The organism is Mesorhizobium sp. ESP7-2 (assembly GCF_020164715.1).
Classification (GTDB): domain Bacteria; phylum Pseudomonadota; class Alphaproteobacteria; order Rhizobiales; family Rhizobiaceae; genus Mesorhizobium.
The window spans coordinates 141,074-159,688 of record NZ_JAIUGQ010000007.1 but is presented as its reverse complement, the minus strand read 5'-3'; the positions used below and the strand labels follow the sequence as shown (position 1 = coordinate 159,688).

General features: G+C 63.4%; 18 protein-coding genes. 13 read left to right on the top strand and 5 right to left on the bottom strand.

The window, feature by feature from the left end; genetic code table 11:
- The first annotated feature begins 119 nt into the window (after positions 1 to 119).
- The 8 genes from LB543_RS09885 to LB543_RS09850 all read left to right on the top strand — a co-directional run bounded on the left by LB543_RS09885 (position 120) and on the right by LB543_RS09850 (position 8,969).
- Positions 120 to 1,706 carry an ABC transporter substrate-binding protein gene (locus LB543_RS09885; protein WP_224613897.1) on the top strand — a complete coding sequence of 529 codons (1,587 nt, stop codon included), beginning with the start codon at positions 120 to 122 and terminating at the stop codon, positions 1,704 to 1,706.
- 16 nt (positions 1,707 to 1,722) lie between these two features.
- Entirely contained in the window at positions 1,723 to 2,682 is a 960-nt protein-coding gene (locus LB543_RS09880) for an ABC transporter permease (protein WP_140757169.1), read from the top strand.
- 12 nt (positions 2,683 to 2,694) lie between these two features.
- Positions 2,695 to 3,522 carry an ABC transporter permease gene (locus tag LB543_RS09875; RefSeq protein ID WP_224613896.1) on the top strand — a complete coding sequence of 276 codons (828 nt, stop codon included), beginning with the start codon at positions 2,695 to 2,697 and terminating at the stop codon, positions 3,520 to 3,522.
- Positions 3,522 to 5,177, top strand: a complete 1,656-nt coding sequence (locus tag LB543_RS09870; RefSeq protein WP_224613895.1) for an ABC transporter ATP-binding protein — start codon at positions 3,522 to 3,524, stop codon at positions 5,175 to 5,177. Before LB543_RS09875 ends, LB543_RS09870 begins: the two co-directional genes overlap by 1 nt.
- 110 nt (positions 5,178 to 5,287) lie before the next feature.
- On the top strand, positions 5,288 to 6,127 hold the full coding sequence (locus LB543_RS09865) for an alkaline phosphatase family protein (protein ID WP_224613894.1): 840 nt from the start codon (positions 5,288 to 5,290) through the stop codon (positions 6,125 to 6,127).
- A 181-nt stretch (positions 6,128 to 6,308) separates the two neighbouring features.
- The gene (locus LB543_RS09860; protein ID WP_140810981.1) at positions 6,309 to 6,875 is read left to right on the top strand and encodes a sigma-70 family RNA polymerase sigma factor; all 567 of its coding nucleotides are present in this window, start codon (positions 6,309 to 6,311) and stop codon (positions 6,873 to 6,875) included.
- Positions 6,872 to 7,540 carry an anti-sigma factor gene (locus LB543_RS09855; protein ID WP_224613893.1) on the top strand — a complete coding sequence of 223 codons (669 nt, stop codon included), beginning with the start codon at positions 6,872 to 6,874 and terminating at the stop codon, positions 7,538 to 7,540. The genes LB543_RS09860 and LB543_RS09855 overlap by 4 nt, the downstream gene beginning before the upstream one ends.
- On the top strand, positions 7,530 to 8,969 hold the full coding sequence (locus LB543_RS09850; protein ID WP_224613892.1) for a S8 family serine peptidase: 1,440 nt from the start codon (positions 7,530 to 7,532) through the stop codon (positions 8,967 to 8,969). The genes LB543_RS09855 and LB543_RS09850 overlap by 11 nt, the downstream gene beginning before the upstream one ends.
- 54 nt (positions 8,970 to 9,023) lie before the next feature.
- Here the strand turns inward: LB543_RS09850 and LB543_RS09845 are convergent, their stop codons facing one another.
- Complete coding sequence (locus LB543_RS09845) at positions 9,024 to 9,677, bottom strand: hypothetical protein (protein ID WP_224613890.1); 654 nt, start codon at positions 9,675 to 9,677, stop codon at positions 9,024 to 9,026.
- A gap of 108 nt (positions 9,678 to 9,785) precedes the next feature.
- On the bottom strand, positions 9,786 to 10,808 hold the full coding sequence (locus LB543_RS09840) for a LacI family DNA-binding transcriptional regulator (protein WP_224613888.1): 1,023 nt from the start codon (positions 10,806 to 10,808) through the stop codon (positions 9,786 to 9,788).
- A 363-nt stretch (positions 10,809 to 11,171) separates the two neighbouring features.
- Here LB543_RS09840 and LB543_RS09835 point away from each other — a divergent pair, with 363 nt between their 5' ends.
- The 5 genes from LB543_RS09835 to LB543_RS09815 all read left to right on the top strand — a co-directional run bounded on the left by LB543_RS09835 (position 11,172) and on the right by LB543_RS09815 (position 17,683).
- Complete coding sequence (locus tag LB543_RS09835) at positions 11,172 to 12,527, top strand: ABC transporter substrate-binding protein (protein WP_224613886.1); 1,356 nt, start codon at positions 11,172 to 11,174, stop codon at positions 12,525 to 12,527.
- A 175-nt stretch (positions 12,528 to 12,702) separates the two neighbouring features.
- Positions 12,703 to 13,716 (top strand): carbohydrate ABC transporter permease, encoded by a 1,014-nt coding sequence (locus tag LB543_RS09830; protein WP_224613885.1) that lies wholly within the window; start codon positions 12,703 to 12,705, stop codon positions 13,714 to 13,716.
- 1 nt (position 13,717) lies between these two features.
- Positions 13,718 to 14,872 carry a carbohydrate ABC transporter permease gene (locus tag LB543_RS09825; protein WP_140810989.1) on the top strand — a complete coding sequence of 385 codons (1,155 nt, stop codon included), beginning with the start codon at positions 13,718 to 13,720 and terminating at the stop codon, positions 14,870 to 14,872.
- Positions 14,873 to 14,876: 4 nt separating this feature from the next.
- On the top strand, positions 14,877 to 16,541 hold the full coding sequence (locus LB543_RS09820; RefSeq protein WP_224613883.1) for an alpha-glucosidase family protein: 1,665 nt from the start codon (positions 14,877 to 14,879) through the stop codon (positions 16,539 to 16,541).
- Positions 16,542 to 16,570: 29 nt separating this feature from the next.
- Positions 16,571 to 17,683, top strand: coding sequence for an ABC transporter ATP-binding protein (locus tag LB543_RS09815; protein WP_224613882.1), 1,113 nt, complete (start codon positions 16,571 to 16,573; stop codon positions 17,681 to 17,683).
- A gap of 82 nt (positions 17,684 to 17,765) precedes the next feature.
- On the opposite strand, the gene LB543_RS09810 is transcribed toward LB543_RS09815, so the two are convergent.
- The 3 genes from LB543_RS09810 to LB543_RS09800 form a co-directional block, all read right to left on the bottom strand.
- Positions 17,766 to 18,014: a DUF680 domain-containing protein gene (locus LB543_RS09810; RefSeq protein WP_224590855.1), complete on the bottom strand. Its 249-nt coding sequence runs from the start codon at positions 18,012 to 18,014 to the stop codon at positions 17,766 to 17,768.
- 66 nt (positions 18,015 to 18,080) lie between these two features.
- Positions 18,081 to 18,287: a DUF680 domain-containing protein gene (locus tag LB543_RS09805; protein WP_224590857.1), complete on the bottom strand. Its 207-nt coding sequence runs from the start codon at positions 18,285 to 18,287 to the stop codon at positions 18,081 to 18,083.
- Between the two features lie 72 nt (positions 18,288 to 18,359).
- On the bottom strand, positions 18,360 to 18,563 hold the full coding sequence (locus tag LB543_RS09800) for a DUF680 domain-containing protein (RefSeq protein ID WP_149905565.1): 204 nt from the start codon (positions 18,561 to 18,563) through the stop codon (positions 18,360 to 18,362).
- Between the last annotated feature and the right edge of the window lie 52 nt (positions 18,564 to 18,615).

Sequence of the window (18,615 nt, the reverse complement as noted above, 5' to 3'; positions counted from 1 at the left end):
TTACGCCACGGCATGTCGCATTCGGTCTTGCTTACCGCTTTCCCTTGCGGTCATTATTCCCTTTAACAACAAGCAAGAAAATCGACCACAGAGTCGAACCAACAGAGTGAGGAACTCAAATGTCAAACGAACTGGAATTCCTTAGCCGGCGCGTCGCGTTGGGCAAACTGAGCCGTCGTGATTTTCTCGGCCGGGCCGCAGCGCTCGGCATCGCCGCACCCTTCGCCAACGCATTGCTTTCGAGCGCGGCGCGGGCGGCGGGGCCGGTCAAGGGCGGCACGCTAAAGGCCGGCCTGGTCGGCGGCGAATCCACCAACAGCCTGGACCCGGCGCTGATGATGACGCAGGTGCCGTTCGCCTTCGGCAAATGCTGGGGCGAAATGATCGTCGAGCTGTCGCCCGAGGGCAAGCTCGAGAACCGCATCGCCGAAGACATCGGCTCATCCAAGGACGCCAAGGTCTGGACGCTGAAGATCCGCGACGGCATCGAATTCCACAACGGCAAGACCGTGACTGCCGAGGACGTCGCCGCCACGCTCGAACGCCATTCGGACGAGAAGTCGAAATCCGGCGCGCTTGGCTACATGAAGGGGATCGACACCATCAAGGTCAACGGCAAGGAAGTGGTGCTGACCCTGAAGGAGGCCAACGCCGACCTTCCGTACCTGCTCAGTGATTATCACCTGATCGTCCAGCCGAACGGCGGCAAGGACAAGCCCGACGCCGGCATCTCGGCCGGCCCCTACAAGGTCAAGACCAACGAACCTGGCGTGCGCCATGTCGGCGAGCGCTTCGCCAATTACTGGCAGGGCGACAAGATGGGCCATGCCGACCAGGTCGAAGTCGTCGTCATCAACGACGCGACGGCGCGCACGGCGGCCCTGCAGGGCGGCCAAGTCAACATGATCAACCGCGTCGAGCCGAAGATCGTCGACCTGATCAAGCGCGTACCGGGCGTCACCATCCGCAACCATTCCGGCCCCGGCCATTACGTGTTCATCATGCATTGCGACACGGCGCCGTTCGACAACAACGACCTCAGGATGGCGCTGAAGCTGGCGATCGACCGCGAGGAAATGCTGAACAAGGTGCTGCGCGGCTACGGCTCGCTCGGCAACGATTTCCCGATCAACGCGTCCTATCCGCTGTTCACCGAAATCGAGCAGCGCAAATACGATCCCGACAAGGCCAAGTTCCACTACAAGAAGTCGGGCCATGACGGCACAGTGCTGCTGAGGACCTCGGACGTCGCCTTCCCGGGCGCTGTCGATGCGTCCCAGCTGTTCCAGCAGAGCGCGGCCAAGGCCGGCATCAAGATCGAGCTCAAGCGCGAGCCCGGCGACGGCTACTGGAACGAGGTGTGGAACAAGCAGCCCTTCTGCGCTTCCTACTGGGGCGGCCGCTCGACCCAGGACCAGATGTACTCGACCGCCTATCTGTCGACGGCCGACTGGAACGACACGCGCTTCAAGCGCCCGGACTTCGACAAGATGGTGCTGGCGGCGCGCGCCGAACTCGACGAGGCCAAGCGCAAGCAGATGTACCACGACATGGCTGTCATGGTGCGCGACGAAGGCGGCCTGATCCTGCCGATGTTCAACCAGTTCATCGACGCAACGGGACCGAAAGTCGCCGGTTGGGTGGAGGATCCGCACCAGGAGCTGTGCAACGGCTACGCTTTGGCGAAGTGCTGGCTCGAAGCCTGAGCACGGCCCTGCGGAGATGTCCTCGCCCCTCGTGAAACTGGTGGCCCAGCGCATCGCGCTGGGCATCCTCCTTCTGCTGGCCGTTTCGGTCCTGATCTTCGCCGGCACCCAGATCCTGCCCGGCGACGTCGCGCAAGCCATCCTCGGACAGTCGGCGACGCCGGAGTCGCTGGCCAACCTGCGCGAGCAGCTCGGGCTCAACCAGCCCGCCTATATCCGCTATTTCCACTGGCTGGGCGGCGTGCTGACCGGCGATCTCGGCACCGCCATGTCGAGCGGGCAGGACATCGCGACATCGATCAAGGAACGGCTGTGGAACACGCTGTTCCTGGCTTTTTGGGCGGCAATCGTGGCCATTCCACTGGCGATCACGCTCGGCCTGATCGCGGTGCGCTACCGCAATGGCTGGGTCGACAAGCTGATTTCCGGCTTGGCGCTCGCCTCGACGTCGTTCCCGGAATTCTTTATCGGCTATGTGCTCGTCTATTTCTTTGCCGTGCAGTATCAATGGTTCCCTGCCATCTCGACGGTCTATGACGGCATGCCGTTCGGCGAGCGCATGCAGGCGATCGCGCTGCCGGCGGCCGCGCTGACGCTGGTGGTGCTCGCCCACATGATGCGCATGACGCGGGCGGCCATCCTAAACGTCATGCAGTCGGCCTATGTCGAGACAGCGGAACTGAAGGGCCTGTCGGCCTTCAGCGTGATCCGGAAGCATGCATTTCCGAATGCCATTGCGCCAATCATCAACGTCGTGATGCTCAATCTGGCCTACCTGATCGTGGGTGTCGTCGTCGTCGAAGTGATCTTCGTCTATCCCGGCATGGGCCAATATCTCGTCGACCACGTCACCAAGCGCGACGTGCCGGTGGTGCAAGCGGTCGGCCTGATTTTCGCCGCCGTCTACATCAGCTTGAACATCATCGCGGACATAGCGGCGATCGTCGCCAATCCGCGTCTCAGACATCCGAAGTAGGGAGCGACCGATATGCTCGATGTCAGACGCATTCCCATTCCGGCGCTAATTGGCCTGGTGCTCACCGCTCTGTTCGTGCTGGCGGCAGTCTTCGCGCCATGGATCGCGCCGCACGGCAATGCCGAGATCGTCAGCGACACTCCCTGGGAACCCATGTCGGCGCTGCATTGGCTGGGCACCGACAATCTTGGGCGCGATTTGTTGTCGCGCATGATCTACGGTGCCCGCATCACCTTGTTCATCGCCGTGCTCGCCACCGCGCTCTCCTTTTCGCTCGGCGCCATTCTCGGCTTTTCGGCGGCGGTTTTCGGCGGCTGGTTCGACACGGGACTGTCGCGCCTCGTCGATCTGCTGATGTCGATCCCGACGCTGATCATGGCTCTCGTCGTGCTTTCGGTGCTGCCATCCAACTTGGTGACGTTGATACTGGTGATGGGCGTCCTCGATTCAACCCGCGTCTATCGTCTGTCGCGCGCGGTCGCTGTCGACATCAACGTCATGGACTATGTCGAGGCAGCGAAGCTGCGCGGCGAAGGCAGCGTCTGGATCATCTTCCGTGAGATCCTGCCCAACGCGCTGTCGCCACTGGTTTCTGAACTCGGCCTGCGCTTCATCTACGCAGTGCTGTTCCTGTCGACGCTGTCCTTCCTCGGCCTTGGCGTGCAGCCGCCGGATGCCGACTGGGGCGGCATGGTGAAGGAGAACAAGGACGGCATCGTGTTCGGTATAGGCGCCGCGCTCATTCCGGCGGCCGCGATTGCAGCGCTGGCGATCTCGGTCAATCTTGTTGCCGACTGGGTGCTGAACCGCACGACAAGCCTGAAGGGAGGACGCGGCTGATGGCTGACGGCAAGGCAAAGTCCACCCCTCTGCTCGACATCCGCAATTTGCGCATCGAGGCGACGGTCTATCCCCCTGGCGAGACACCAAAGACCATCACGCTGGTCCACGACGTGTCGCTGACACTGGAGAAGGGCAAGGTGCTCGGCCTGATCGGCGAATCCGGCGCCGGCAAGTCGACCATCGGCCTGTCGTCCATGGGCTATGGCCGCGGCGGCGTGCGCATCACCGGCGGCGAAGTCATCCTCAACGGCCGCGATATCCTGAAGGGCGGCAAGGACGGATTCCGCAAGCTGCGCGGCCGCGAGGTCTGCTATGTCGCGCAGTCGGCGGCGGCCGCCTTCAATCCGGCGCACAGGCTGATGGACCAGGTGGTGGAAGCCACGCTTCTGCACGGAACGGCGACACGGGCCGAGGCAGAGAAACGCGCGATCGCGCTGTTCAAGAAGCTCAGCCTGCCGAACCCGGAAACCATCGGCGAACGCTTTCCGCATCAGGTGTCGGGCGGCCAGTTGCAGCGTGTGATGACGGCGATGGCGCTTTGCTCGGAGCCTGACCTGATCGTCTTCGACGAACCGACCACGGCGCTCGACGTGACGACGCAGATCGACGTGCTGTCGGCGATCAAGGACGCCATCCGCGACACCCATGTGGCGGCGCTCTACATCACCCACGACCTTGCCGTCGTTGCCCAGGTCTCGGACGAGATCATGGTGCTGCGCCACGGCCGGCTGGTCGAATGGGGGGGCACCCGCCAGATCATCAAGGAGCCGCGCCAGGAATACACCAATGCGCTGGTCTCGGTGCACGAGATCGAGCATGCCGAACAGAACCCGAGCGCGACGCCGTTCCTGTCGGTCAAGAACGTCACCGCCGCCTATGGCGGCGGCCACGTCAAGGTGCTCAAGAACGTTTCGGTCGACATTTATCCGGGCCAGACGCTGGCCGTGGTTGGCGAGTCCGGTTCCGGCAAGTCGACGCTGGCGCGCGCCATCACGGGCCTGTTGCCGCCCGAACAGGGCACGGTGACCTTCGACGGGCGCCCGCTGGCCAACCGGCTCGCCGACCGGCCGAAGGAGGATCTGCGCCAGTTGCAGATGATCTACCAGATGGCCGACGTGGCGATGAATCCGCGCCAGACCGTCGGCACCATCATCGGCCGGCCGCTCGAATTCTATTTCGGTATCCGCGGCAGGGAACGCGACCGCCGTGTCGCCGAGCTGCTCGACGAGATCGAGATGGGCAAGGGCTTCGTCGACCGCTATCCGGCCGAGCTTTCGGGCGGCCAGAAGCAGCGCGTCTGCATCGCCCGTTCGCTCGCGGCCAAGCCGAAGCTGATCATCTGCGACGAAGTGACATCGGCTCTCGACCCGTTGGTGGCCAACGGCATCCTCAAGCTGCTGCTCAACCTGCAGCAGCATGAGAAGGTCGCCTACCTCTTCATCACCCACGACCTGGCGACGGTGAAGTCGATCGCCGATTCGATCGCGGTGATGTATCGCGGCGAAGTGGTGCGCTACGGCTCCAAGAGCAAGGTGCTCACACCTCCCTTCGATGCCTATACCGACCTGTTGTTGTCGTCCGTTCCGGAAATGGAGATCGGCTGGCTGGAAAAGGCGATCAAGGGGCGGCGCATGGCCAGCGCGGGGAACTAGCCAAGCGCAACATGGCCATGCCGATGCGCGCGAAGGCGGGTTGATCGTGCGCTTCTTCAGCCAGTTCATCGACGCCGCCGCCACCGACAGACAATCGCATGGAGCAGCCCGTGGCGCTCAAGACCAAGCTTCTGCTGATCATCCTCGACGGCGTTCCCTACCGCAACTGGCGCCGGCTGATGGGCAATCTCGAAGGCTGGGTGCAGTCGGGCGAGGCACGGGTGTGGAAGATGCGCTCCGTGCTGCCGTCGACCTCGGCCTGCTGCTATGCCTCGATCCACACGGGCGTGTCGCCGCAGGTGCATGGGATCCTGTCCAACGAGAACCGCTTTCGCGTCGGGCAGCCCGACATCTTCTCGGAAGTCAGCAAGGCCGGCGGCAAGACCGGCGCGGTCACCCATACCTACTGGTCCGAATTCTTCCGCTCCTACCCGTTCGACCTGATCGAGGACATGGAGTATGACGAGCCCGGCGGGCCGATCACGCACGGCCGCTTCCACTCCATGACCGGCTACAATCTCAAGAACCAGATGACGCCGAGCGATGTCGACCTGTTCGCGACACTGACCATGCTCACCCGGCGCCATGGTATCGACTACGGCATCCTGCACACCTGCACGCTGGACTCGATGGGCCATCGTTTCGGCCATGACTGCCACGAGATGGACCATGCCTGCTACGCCATGGACGGCATGCTGGCGGCCTTCCTGCCCGGCTGGATCGAGGCCGGCTACGAGGTCATGGTCACTGCCGACCACGGCCAGACCGACCGCGGCCATCATGGCGGCCATGACGACGAGATGCAGGATTTCGCGCTCTACTATTTCGGACAGGGCGAAGGGCCGGAAGCCGATACGCTGCTCGACCAGTTGCAACTGGCGCCAACGGTGTTGAGCCGGCTGGGCGTGCCGGTTCCGGCGACGATGAAGGCGAAGGCTTTTCTCACCTGATCAAGTGGCTGGTGCCGCCCCTCATCCGCCTGCCGGCACCTTCTCCCCGCAAACGGGGAGAAGGGATGCTCTGGCAACCGCCCCGCTCTTCGGTTAGCCTCCCAGAATTCCTTGGCGGAGGATGAACCTTTTTGGACCGATCGGCGACAGAGCAGACAGGAGCCAGGCGGCTCGACCGGCCATGACGGCGGCGACGGAGACCGATCGCGCGCTTGTCGACCGGGTCGCGAAGGGCGACCGGGCCGCCGTGCGGCTCCTGTTCATGCGTCACCACGCGCGGATCTACCGCTTCGTGGCGCGCCAGACGGGATCGGAAATGATGGCTGACGATATCGCGAACGAGGTGTTCCTCGAACTGTGGCGCCAGGCGCCGGGCTTCGAAGGGCGCTCCGAAGTCTCGACATGGCTGCTCGGCATCGCCCGCTTCAAGGCGCTCTCGCTGCTGCGCAAGAAGAAGGAAGACTGGATCGACGACGAGGCCGCCGCCGCGGTGCCCGACAGCGCCGACACGCCCGAAGTCGTCACCATGAAGGAGGACAAGGCCGCTGCCTTGCGCCGCCTCATCGACGCCTTGCCCGAGGAGCACCGCACGGTGATCGACCTCGCCTATTATCAGGGGCAATCGGTGACCGAGATCGCACAGGTGCTCGACATCCCGGTCGCGACCGTCAAGACCCGTATGTTCTACGCCCGCAAGAAACTCGGCGAAGCCCTGAAGGCCGCCGGTTACGACAGGGGTTGGCCATGAGCGCCGCTGAAAAGATGTCGCGCCGCGACGAAATGGAAACGCTGCTGCCGTTCTACCTGAACGGTTCGCTCGAAGGTTCGGATCTGGAAGCCATCGAAGAATGGCTGGCCAACGATCCCGCGGCACTTGCCGCGCTCGGCGAGGCGGAAGCCGAGTTCTCCGGCACGGCGGCAGCCAATGAGGCGATCCGTCCGCCGGCCGATGCGCTCAGCCGCTTTGCCAAGGCGCTCGACGCCGAGGCTGGTCCAGCACGAGCGCCTGCTAGCGCATCCTGGTTGGCGCAGGCCTGGGGCCGCTTCATGGCGGTGCCGGTCGGCGTCGCCTGGGCGGCGGCCGCGGTGCTGCTCGCCTTGATCGCGGTGCAGTCGCTGGTGCAGCCTGGCGGCAAGGGCGGCAATTTCGAGATCGCCGGCGCACAAGACGATCTGGCCAAATTGCCGTTCGCTCTGGTCAAATTCAAGCCGGATGCCAGGATGGCCGATATTGCCGCCTTCCTCGGTGCCAACAAGCTCAAGATCATCGGCGGACCGACCGTCGACGGCGTCTTCAGGCTCGCCATTCCGGCGACGACAGCCGCCGACTATGAGAAGGCGCGCGGCCTTATTGCCGCCCAGCCTTTCGCGGAGACTGTGATCGAGGGAAGGAAACCTGTTGATGGCGGCTGAGGCGGTCATTCGATTTGCGGCTATCTTTGCGGCGGCGATGACAATCGCCGCCGTGCCTGCGTCGGCGCAGAGCAACGATGCCACTCCCGAGCGGACGAAAATCGATTGCAACGACAGGGCCAATGCGACGGCAGCCGATTGCGTCAAGGACGGCGCCGACACCAAGGGCGGGTCGGGTGCGGCCCAGGCCGGCGCCGTTTTTCTGCCCGCCTTGATCGTCGACCTCTTCCCCAACCCGGCCGCCGCTCCCGCACCGGTGCCGACGCCACGGCCGGAACCCGCGACACCAGCTGGAGGCAACCAGGCCGGCCTGCCAGCAAGTGGCCCGATCGTCTCGCCGACCGACCTCATCGCCGTTCAGCCGCGGCGCGCCGTAACCGGCGACTTCGTGCCCGACGAGGTGCTGGTGACCGTCGATGGCGATGCCGGCGCCGTGCAGCAGATCGCCGCCTCCTTCGGCCTTGAAGTGCGCTCGCAGCGCCAGTCCCGGCTGCTCGGCACCACCTTGGTGCGCTTCGGCATTCCCGATGGCCGCCCGGTCGGCGTCGTGCTGGCACAGCTCGCCGCCGACGGCCGCACCGAGCGCCGCGAGCCCAACCACATCTATTCGCTGCAGCAGGCGGCCGGCATCGTCAACTATGCCTTCGACCACATCGCGCTCGACGCCAAACAAGCCAGCGGCGAAAACGTGCGCGTCGCCGTCATCGATACCGGCATCGACGACACCAATCCCGCACTTGCCGGCGTCATTGCCGGACAGTTCGACGCCATGCCCGACGTGCCTATCGAAAAGCGCGATCACGGCACCTCCGTCGACGGTCTGATCGCCGGCGTCGGCCCCCTGGAAGGCATGGCGCCGGGCGCGAAAATCTACCATGCGCGCGCCTTCGAGGGCGGCAAGTCGACCATGGACGTCATCCTGACGGCGCTCGACTGGGCGGCCGACCAGAATGTCAGCATCGTCAACATGAGCTTCGTCGGCCCGAAAAACGACCTGCTCGGCGCCGCCTGCCGCAATGCACGGGCGCTCGGCATGGTTCTGGTCGCGGCGGCCGGCAACAACGGGCCGAAGGCGCCCTATGGCTACCCAGCCGCCTTTGACGGCGTCATCGCGGTGACAGCCACCGACGCCAAGGACGGGCTGATGCCGCAGGCCAATCGCGGCGCTTATGTCTTCATCTCGGCGCCGGGCGTCGAGATGGTGGCGCCGAGCGGCGCCGGCTCGGACGTCGTTACGGGCACCTCGTTTGCCGCGGCTGTTGTCAGCGGCGCCATCGCCAACCTCATCCATGCCGTGCCCGAGCGCTCGGCCGACGACATCGAGAAGGCGCTGGCGGCGACAGCCAAGGATCTCGGCCCGAAGGGACGGGATAATGACTTCGGCTATGGGTTGCTCGATATCAAGGCGGCCGGGGCCGCGAGGGAGTAGGTTTTTCGCTCCAGGCGTCGATTTCGTCGATCTGCGGTGAGCGAACCGTATCGATCAACCTGTGACCGGTCGCCGGCTCCGAAGTAATAGCAGAAGCAACGCGACTCCAAGACAAAGCCCGACGGCAGCAAACCCGATCACTGCCGCCCATCGCGTCAACACGCCATACTCATCGCCGCCGATGACGCGATAGAGACCGTTGATCTCGACCATTTCGGCTTCAGACAGCCGCTTTTTCGGCAGTGTTCGGTCAGTATAGAAGTACTTGGTCATCGTGTTGAATTCGAGTTCACGTCCGTTGAACATTTCGGAGGGGTTCAGATCGGACGTGACGTGGCCTTCATAGGTGAGTTCCTGTGTGGCGCGGATATCGACGTTGTTGAAGTCCGGCTTCGTGGCTCCCGGATGAAACCAACCTGGTGAAAACTCCGACACCGGCCCGGAGCGGGGCAGATGGGTAATCGGCTGGTTGACAATTTCGACCACCTTCTGTTCCGCCCGTGTGGCTTCGGCGTTCAGCTTCTCGATGCCTGGCAGCGTCCAGAAGATAGTGCCTATGACGGCCGGCAAAAGGCACGCCAAACCAAACAGACATACGACGTGACCGACGATGCGCGTCGGTCTCGTGGTGCGGTACGTCAGTACAGCCCGGGCGCGACTCTCGCGTCCGCGTCGGCCGAAAACCGCGCCGGGCTGATCGGTATTCATCTGCCCATGTTGGAGTAGGCTGACTAAGGCGACGTTAATGAGAGCCTCGGTTTTGGCCGACAAGGTTAGCATTTGAGTATCGAACGCAGAGTGATTGAAACTTGATCGCTAGGCCGGCGCTCCCGCCACCGATCCCCTGACCACCAGGTCGACCGGCCAGATCTCGCCGCGGGCGCCCTCCTCGAGCCCCGATATCCGTGCCGCCAGCCGCTCGGCGATGCGTGCGCCGGCCAGCCGGATCGAGGAGCGCGTCGTGGACAGCGGCACGGAAAAATTCTCCGGCTTCAGCCAGGGAAAGACGTCGTCATGGGCGATCAGCGAGACATCGCCGGGAATGCCGAGGCCAAGATCACGCACCGCGCGCACGACGCCGAGCGCCATGATCAGGCTGGAGCAGGCGATTGCCGTCGGCGCCCCGTCCTGCTCGAGCAGGCGCCGGGCGGCGCGATAGCCGTTCTCCTCGGTCATGACGACGGAGCAGACGTGTCGCTCGCCCAATGGCAGGCCGCTTGCGGCCAGCGCCCGGCGCATGCCGCGCTCGCGATGAATGGCGAAGGTTTCCCTGTCATCGCCGTTGATCAGCGCCAGCCGCCGGTGGCCGAGCTGCACGAGCAGCCGCGCCGCCTCGTGGAAAGCGCCTTCATTGTCGATGTCGAGAAAGGGATAGTCGAAGTCCAGGCCCTCGCTGCGGCCATGGACGATGAAGGGAATGCCGAGCGTGTCGACCAGCGCCACGCGCCGATCCTGCGGCCTCGGCGAAGAGATGTAGACGGCGTCAACCTGCCGGTTGGCGACGATGCGCCGGTAGGTCGTTTCCTGGTCGTCGGCATCGGTCGGGGACAGGACAAGGTCGAGCTCGTGCGAGCGGGCATAGTCGCCAAGGCCGGACAGGAATTCGACGAAGTGCGGGTCGATGTCGACGGCGGCACCCGTCGGCAGGACGTAGCCGATCATTCCGGACTTGCCTGTGGCCAGCCGGCGCGCGCTCGGATTGGGACGATAGCCGTGGCGCTTGGCGGCGTCCATCACGCGCCTGCGGGTTTCCTCGTTGACTTCGGGATAGCCGTTCAGCGCCCGGCTTACCGTGGTCTGCGAAAGCGCCAGCATATGCGCGAGTTGCTTGAGGTTCACGAGAGGCCTCCCTGCCTCAAAGCGCTTTTAAATTGAATCGACCCAAACATGATCCGGGATGCGGCCATATCGCAGAGACCATAAGCGTGCCGGACCCGGGTTTGAAACAGAAATTGCTGTTGCACCGCCAAAAAAGCATGTTGCGGCGCACCTTTCGAGCCGTGGCTGCTAGCAATTAAATCGATTAACTTGCGAACCCTATTGACTCCTGATCGATTCAATGGCGAGATCGACAAAGCCAAAGCGCTTTGGAAGACTCTTCGAAAGGTTGCGGTTCCCTTGCGACTGAGTCACAGTCCTGCGGCGTCGGCGGGCGGAATGGAGGTTCCGTCCGGTGTGTGTGACCCACTGGGAGGAATACCGATGAAGAAAATGCTTTTGCTGGGCGTTGCGTCTGCCGCATTCGCCCTGAGCGCGCCCGCGCACGCCGACTTGAAGTTCAAGCCCGGCGAGGACCAGCGCTTTCACTGGGCGAATTATGAAGACCTCAAGAAAATCGACCTCAAGGGCGAGACCCTGTCGATCTTCGGACCGTGGCGCGGCGAGGACGAGACGCTCGTCCGGTCGGTACTCGATTATTTCTCCGAAGCCACCGGCGCAGAGGTCAAATATTCCTCCTCCGAGAATTACGAGCAGCAGATCGTCATCGACACCCAGGCCGGCAGCCCGCCCAACATCGCCGTCCTGCCGCAGCCGGGCCTCATCCAGGACCTTGCTTCCAAGGGCGTGCTGACCCCGCTTGGCGACGACGTCGCGGCCTGGGTCAAGGAGAATTACGCCGCCGGTGACTCCTGGGCCAAGCTCGGCACCTATACGGGCAAGGACGGCAAGCCGGGCTTCTATGCCTTTCCCTACAAGATCGACGTGAAGGGGCTGGTCTGGTACTCGCCCGACAATTTCCAGGAAGCCGGCTACAAGGTTCCGAAGACGCAGGAAGAGCTCGCCGAACTCGAGAAGAAGATCATCGCCGATGGCGGCAAGCCGTGGTGCATCGGGCTAGGTTCGGGCGGCGCGACCGGCTGGCCGGCGACCGACTGGGTCGAGGACATCATGCTGCGCACGCAGCCGCCCGAAGTCTACGACAAGTGGGTGAAGAACGAGATCCCGTTCACCGATCCGGCAGTGGTCAACGCCATCGACATCTTCGGCAAGATCGCCACCGACGACAAGATGGTCGACGGCGGCGCCAAGGCGGTGGCGGCGACCGACTTCCGCGACAGCCCGAAGGGCCTCTTCACCGTGCCGCCGAAATGCTACATGCACCACCAGGCATCGTTCATCCCCTCCTTCTTCCCCGAGGGCACAAAGCTCGGCCAGGATGCGGACTTCTTCCCCTACCCGCCCTACGCCTCCAAGCCGGAACTGGGAACGCCGCTGGAAGTGGCCGGAACGCTGGTGATGATCACCAAGGATTCCAAGGCGTCGCGCGAATTCATCAAGTTCCTGCAGATGCCGCTCGCGCATGAATTGTGGATGGCGCAGAAGAGCTTCGTCACCCCCTTCAAGGGGGCCAACAAGGACGCCTATGGCAGCGATGCGCTGAAGAAGCAGGGCGAGATCCTGGTCGGCGCCACGACGGTCCGCTTCGACGGCTCCGACCTGATGCCCGGCAAGGTCGGCGCCGGGTCCTTCTGGACCGGCATGATCGACCTGGTCGGCGGCAAGTCCGCCCAGGACGTCGCCACCGACATCCAGAAGAGCTGGGACGCCATCAAGTAGGCGGCCGCGGCGCGACCTGATCATTCCTGATCTTGCTACTGGATCCGGGCTACGCCCGGATCCAGACCGGCGATGCCCGCCGTAGCCTTCGCGTTTCGATTGTTCCGAATGACTGAAAGTCGGCGCATCCGGTCGCCAGCATCGCCTGGCCGATCATGCGCAGGGAGAGGGACCCATGGCGGCTCAGATTTTCTCGGCAATATTCGTCATCATCATCGGCGTCGGTGGCTGTGTCGCCTATTTCTGGGGCGCCAACAAACTGCTCGACCTGATCTTCCCAGCGCGTGGGGTGTCCGGGACGGCCGCCGTCAAAAATCTGCGCCGGCAGGGACTGGTGCGGCCCTGGCTGTTCGTGGGTCCGGCGCTGATCATCCTGACCATCTACCTGATCTATCCGGTGATCGCGACGCTGTGGCTGTCTTTCTTCGACCGCGGCGGCACGAGTTTCGCGGGGTTCGCCAACTACGAATGGGCGCTGCGCGATCCGGATCTGCGAAACGCGATCCTGAACAACATCCTTTGGCTGGCGGTGGTGCCGGCGGCCTGCACCTTCCTCGGCCTGATCATCGCCGTGCTCACCGACAAGATATGGTGGGGCACGATCGCCAAGAGCCTGATCTTCCTGCCACTGGCCATCTCCTTCGTCGGCGCCAGCGTGATCTGGAAATTCATCTACGAATATCGTGGCGACGGCCAGATCCAGATCGGCCTGCTCAACGCCATCATCCAGCATTTCGGCGGCCAGCCGCAGGTCTGGATATCACTGCCGTTCTGGAACAACTTCTTCCTGATGATCATCCTGATCTGGATCCAGACCGGTTTCGCCATGGTCATCCTTTCCTCGGCGCTGCGCGGCATCCCCGAAGAAACGCTGGAAGCCGCGGTCATAGACGGCGCCAACCCGTTCCAGATCTTCTGGAAGATCATGGTGCCGCAGATCTGGGGCACCATCGCGGTGGTGTGGACCACCATCACCATCCTGGTGCTGAAAGTGTTCGACATCGTCTTGACCATGACCAACGGTCAATGGAACAGCCAGGTGCTGGCCAATCTGATGTTCGACTGGATGTTCCGCGGCGGCGGCGACTTCGGCCGCGGCGCGACCATTGCCATCATCATCATGATCGCGGTCATTCCGATCATGATCTGGAACATCCGCCAGGCCAACAAAGAGACGGGAGGGCACTGATATGGCCGTCGCGACCGGAAATTCCTTCGCCAGCCGTTTCGGCGTCCATATCGCGGTGCTCGTCTTCGTGGTGATCTGGACCATCCCCACGCTCGGCATCCTCGTCTCGTCGCTGCGCGACAAGGACCAGATCATCGCCTCGGGCTGGTGGAATTCCTTCGCCAGCTCCAGCCAGACCGAGGCTGGGCGCCTGCCGCCCGCCTCCGCGCAGACACAGAAGGACGGCAAGTTCGTCCTCGAGGGCAACATCTTCGGCGACGGCGCCAAGCGCAACATCAGCGCCTTCGGCGTCAAGGCGGCAGCACCTACACAATATCCGGCCGGCACATCGGCCGACCTCGGTGACGGGGTGACCCTGCAGGTCAGTGCCGACGGCAGCTTCGTCATGGCATCGCCCAAGGCCTTCGAAGGCGATCGCGGCCAGCGCGTCTACTATGCCTCGTCGGCGCCGCCGAAATTCACCCCCGACAACTACCAGACCGTGCTGTTCTCCGAAGGCATCGGCCGCTCCTTCATGAATTCGCTGACGGTCACCATCCCGGCGACCGTGATCCCGATCCTGATCGCGGCCTTTGCCGCCTACGCGCTGGCCTGGATGCGGTTTCCCGGACGCGCCTTGCTGATAGCGGTCATCATCGGCCTCCTGGTGGTGCCGCTGCAGATGTCGCTGATCCCGCTGCTCAGGCTCTACAACGGCGTCGGCACTTTCTTCGGCGTGCCGTCCAAGACCTATCTCGGCATCTGGCTGGCGCATACCGGCTTCGGCCTGCCCTTCGCCATCTATCTGCTTCGAAGCTACATTGCCGGCCTGCCGCGCGAGATCATGGAATCGGCGCGCATCGACGGCGCCAGCGATTTCGAGATCTTCGTCAAGATCGTGCTGCCGCTGTCCTTCCCGGTACTCGCCTCCTTCGCCATCTTCCAATTCCTGTGGGTATGGAACGATCTCCTGGTGGCAATGGTTTTCCTCGGAACCGCGCCCGACCAGATCGTGCTGACGGCCAAGCTCAATGCGCTGCTCGGCTCGCGTGGCGGCAACTGGGAGATCCTGACGACATCGGCCTTCATCACCATCATCGTGCCGCTGATCGTCTTCTTCTCGCTGCAGCGCTATTTCGTCCGCGGGCTGCTGGCCGGCTCGGTGAAAGGAGGTTGAGACCATGCAATCGGCTTTGAAGGCGACTTCGAAACCAGACCCCGCCGTCGACCGCGACTGGTGGCGGGGCGCGGTGATCTACCAGATCTATCCGCGCAGCTATCAGGACTCCAATGGCGACGGCATCGGCGACCTCAAGGGCATCATCGGCAGGCTGCCCTACATTGCCGCTCTTGGCGCGGATGCCATCTGGATCTCGCCGTTCTTCAAATCGCCAATGAAGGATTTCGGCTACGACGTCTCGGATTATTGCGACGTCGACCCGATGTTCGGCACGCTGGCGGATTTCGACGCCCTGACGGCGGAGGCACACCGGCTGGGTCTCAAGGTGATGATCGACGAGGTGCTGTCGCACACCGCCGACATCCATCCCTGGTTTGGGGAAAGCCGCTCGAGCCGCACCAATCCGAAGGCCGACTGGTATGTCTGGGCGGACGCAAGGCCCGACGGCACGCCGCCCAACAACTGGCTGTCGATCTTCGGCGGCTCGGCCTGGCAATGGGACACCAGCCGCCAGCAATACTACCTGCACAATTTCCTGGCCGAGCAGCCGGACCTCAACTTCCACAGCCGCGAGGTCCAGGATGCGCTGCTCGACGTCACCCGCTTCTGGCTGGAGCGCGGCGTCGACGGCTTCCGCCTCGACACCATCAATTTCTACTTCCACAGCCAGGGGCTGGAAAACAACCCGCCGCTGCCGCCGGAACAGCGCAATGACCAGACGGCGCCAGCGGTCAACCCCTACAACTACCAGGATCATATCTACGACAAGAGCCGGCCGGAGAACCTCGCCTTCCTCGAGCGCTTCCGGGCGCTGCTCGACGAGTATCCGGCCACCGCCGCGGTCGGCGAAGTCGGCGATTCGCAGCGCGGGCTGGACGTGGTCGCCGCCTATACCGCCGGCGGCAAGCGCGTGCATATGTGCTATTCCTTCGACTTCCTGGCGCCGGAAAAGATCAGCGCCGCCAAGGTCCGCTCGGTGCTGGAAGCTTTTGGCAGGGTGGCCAGCGACGGCTGGTCGTGCTGGGCGTTTTCCAACCATGACGTGATGCGCCCGGCTTCGCGCTGGGCCGCCGACGAAGCCGACCCGACCGCTTATCTCAAGGTCATCTCGGCATTGCTGATGTCGTTGCGCGGCTCGGTCTGCATCTACCAGGGCGAAGAACTCGGGCTCGGCGAGGCCGATCTGCGCTTCGAGGACCTGCAGGACCCCTATGGCATTCGCTTCTGGCCCGAATTCAAGGGCCGTGACGGCTGCCGCACGCCCATGGTATGGGATGGCAGCGCCAGGAATGGCGGCTTCTCCCAGGCAAAGCCCTGGCTGCCGGTGCCAGCCAAGCATCTGTCAAAGGCGGTCAACGTGCAGCAAGGTGACCAAACCTCCCTGCTCGAGCATTACCGGCGCTTTCTTGCCTTCCGCCGCGCCCATCCGGCGCTGGCCAAGGGCGACATCACCTTCATCGAAAGCCAGGGCGACACCGTCGCCTTCACGCGCCGGGCGGGCAATGAGGAGGTCGTCTGCGTCTTCAATCTGGCTGCCGCGCCGGCGAAGGTTGACCTCGGCAACCGAACCCTGCAACCTTTGGCGGGACACGGGTTTTCCGTGCAGGCGGGCACCGGCTCGATCGAACTCGGCGGTTACGGCGCCTGGTTCGGGCGCATAGGCTGAAACATCCGAAGAATCACTGGAGGAAATCAATGGCCGATGTCAATTTGAGGCAAGTGAAGAAGTCCTACGGGAATCTCAACATTCTCCACGGCATCGACCTCGACATCAAATCGGGCGAGTTCATCGTCTTCGTCGGTCCGTCGGGCTGCGGCAAGTCGACCTTGCTGCGCTCTATCGCTGGGCTCGAGGAAATCACCTCGGGTGAACTCAGGATCGACGGCCAGGTGGTCAACGACGTGCCGCCGTCGAAGCGCGGCATCGCCATGGTGTTCCAGTCCTACGCGCTCTATCCGCACATGACCGTCTACGACAACATGGCCTTCTCGATGAAGATCGGCAAGGAAAGCAAGGCCGAGATCGACAAGCGGGTGCGGCAGGCCGCCGAAATCCTGCAGCTGACCAAATATCTCGACCGCCTGCCCAAGGCGATGTCGGGCGGCCAGCGCCAGCGTGTCGCCATCGGCCGCGCCATCGTGCGCAATCCGAAAGTGTTCCTGTTCGACGAGCCGCTGTCGAACCTTGACGCGGCACTGCGCGTCGCCACGCGCATCGAGATCGCCAAGCTCAAGGAATCCATGCCCAACACGACCATGATCTACGTCACGCACGACCAGGTCGAGGCGATGACGCTGGCCGACCGCATCGTCGTGCTCAAGGACGGCCACATCGAGCAGGTCGGCACGCCGATGGAGCTCTACAAGAACCCCGGCAACCTCTTCGTCGCCCAGTTCATCGGCTCGCCGGCCATGAACATCCTGCCGGCGACGGTCGACAAGACGGGCAACCCAACCATCATCAGCCATGTCGGCGGACGCAAGGCGACGGTACCGATCGCGACGCCTGCCTCGGCAAAGGGAGCGGCGGTCAGCTTCGGCGTGCGGCCGGAAGATCTCGCGATCGCCAGTGGTAGCGACTATCTGTTCGAGGGGACGGTCGATTATCTCGAGCAGCTCGGCGAGGTCCAGCTGGTCTATATCGACATCGGCCGGGCCGACCTGCCGCTGGTGACCAAGTTGCCGGGCAATGTCGAGGTCAAGCGCGGCTCGACGTTGCGGCTGACCGCCAATGCCGGCGACCTTCATATCTTCGATGCCGACGGTCGCTCCTTTGCCTTGCACGAAGTCGAAGCAAAGGCGGCCTGAGACCAACTGTTCTCGACAACGCAAAAAGAGCGGCGGGCATGGCCCGCCGCTCTTCTTTGTCTATGTCTATGGTCCGGATCTGTTAGTTGTTGCCGAACAGATTGCGATCGGCACCCTGATGGGCCGGCTTCTGCACGTCGCCGGACGAATTGAGCAGCTTGTAGACGGGCGAGTCGCTGTTGCGGATCGAACCCGTATGCGACGTGTCGACATTGACGGTCGACGACGCAGTGGGCTGATTGGCGCCATTGGAGCCATAGTTGTCGCTGCCGGCGAAGGCGTTGCCGGAGAGGGCCAGAACGGCGGCGGCAGCAATGAGGATCTTGTTCATTTTAAGTACTCCTGATTTCTTGAATTCCACGAGCGGCGGGCTAGCCCGCCGCTCGTGGACGGGCCGTTAACGGCCGAAGAGGTTGCGATCGCTGCCCTGCTGGGCAGGCGCCTGCGTGGCCGAAGCCGACTTGCCGATCGACGCTGTGTTCGAGTTGTCGGTCGAAGTGACAGCGGCCTGGTCGGCGCCGCTCGAACCGTAATTGTCACTGCCGGCGAAGGCGCTGCCGGAGAGGGCCAGGACGGCGGCGGCAGCAATGAGGATCTTGTTCATTTTAAGTACTCCTGAATTTGTGGCATCCACCGGCGCGGCAGGGTCGCCCCGCCGCGTGCCCGGGATCGGCTGTTAGTTGTTGCCGAAGAGGTTGTGGTCGGCGCCCGTCACAGGCGCATGAGCAGCCGGCTCCGACTTGCCGGTCGAAGCGGTGTACGAGCTGTCCACGGCTGCTGCGGGCTGATTGGCGCCGTTCGAACCGTAATTGTCGCTACCAGCGAAGGCGCTGCCGGAAATCGCCAGAAGGGCGGCGGCAGTGAGAACAATCTTTTTCATTTTGGGTACTCCAGTATTTTTCCGTCCGTCTAGCGGCGTGTCTTGGGATTAA